1 protein-coding gene is annotated in these 1,239 nt (G+C 48.5%); it reads right to left on the reverse strand.

The window, feature by feature from the left end; translation table 11 throughout:
• Window positions 1-155: 155 nt before the first annotated feature.
• On the reverse strand, window positions 156-1,154 hold the full coding sequence (locus QN395_RS21305) for an IS5 family transposase (protein ID WP_323493039.1): 999 nt from the start codon (window positions 1,152-1,154) through the stop codon (window positions 156-158).
• Between the last annotated feature and the right edge of the window lie 85 nt (window positions 1,155-1,239).

Consider the following 1,239-nt stretch of genomic DNA (forward strand, 5'->3'; position numbering starts at 1 on the left):
GAGACCTTTGCATGACAGCCTTAATCAGAGCCGTTTCAGCAAAGGTTGAATTTTTAAAAAATAAAATGATGCTTTTTTAGTGATTTTGTCTTCAGCAATCATTTTTTTACTGTTTTCCCATCAAAGTGAGGGCGATTTGCCCTCATTGCCGTTTTTTAGGCGCAACTCTCCTGACCGCTCTGTAAATCGCGTTGAATCGCCACCCCGCGTTTGAGATTGTAGGCGATGCACATTAGCCCAAATCGCGTGTAATTACGTGCCAAACCGAGGTATCTGGCTTGCCCCATTCCGTAGTGCAGTTTGAGTACGCCAAACACACGCTCAACAATGCTGCGTATCCCCGAGTGTTGCCGGTTGCGTTTCTTTTGTTGATCGGTCAATGGCGTGTTGCGGTAGGCTCTTTCTAAAATGCAGTTCTTCGTTCTGGTTTCTGCCAGTAAGGCATCATGCTTGGCGCTCTTGTAGGCACTGTCTGCATACACCGCCGATTCTGTCCCTAAGAGTAAGGGTGCTAAACATTGAGAATCATGGACGTTACCGGCGGTGAATGCACTGGCTTTGATAAAGCCATCTTCTTCCACCGCGATATGCGCTTTATAGCCGTAGGTGGTTTTTTGTTTGCCCTCTGAGCTGGCCTTGACGTTATAGGCCGCTTCGCTATCTTGCGTGTTCCTGCCATTCACACCTTTGTTCGGCCGGTTCTGTTTGGCCTGGATGACGCTGGCGTCGACAATGCTGATTTCTCCTGCCTTGATATAGAGCTGCCGGCTGGTGAGTTGATCGTTGATCTCTTTGAGCAGCGCTTCCCATAGACCTCCAATCAGTTTTTGGCGAAAGCGCCACAGCGTGCTGTGGTCCGGTACATTCTCGCTAATATCCAAGCCGACAAATCGACGAAACAATAAATCCCGCGCCAGTTGCTTTTCTAGTTGCGGATCAGAGAGCGTGTACCACGACTGCAATAGCAGCGCTTTGAACATCATCAATGGCGGCCAGGCTTTCTCGCCTCTGGCTTTGCTGTGGATGCCATTCAATTGCGCTTCCAGCGGCAACCAGTTGATCAGGGCATGCACATCATCGAGTTCGGTGACCGCTTTATGCTCCACGATTAAGGCATCACCCAGACTGCGTTGTTTGATATTTTTCCACGCCATGATTGCCACTCTTTAAATTTATCCTGTTGCTATTGTCTCATTTGAGGTAAACACTCTGCTTGGCTTTTTATCGTGCAAAGATCTC

The organism is Undibacterium sp. RTI2.2 (assembly GCF_035018705.1).
Lineage (GTDB): Bacteria > Pseudomonadota > Gammaproteobacteria > Burkholderiales > Burkholderiaceae_D > Undibacterium.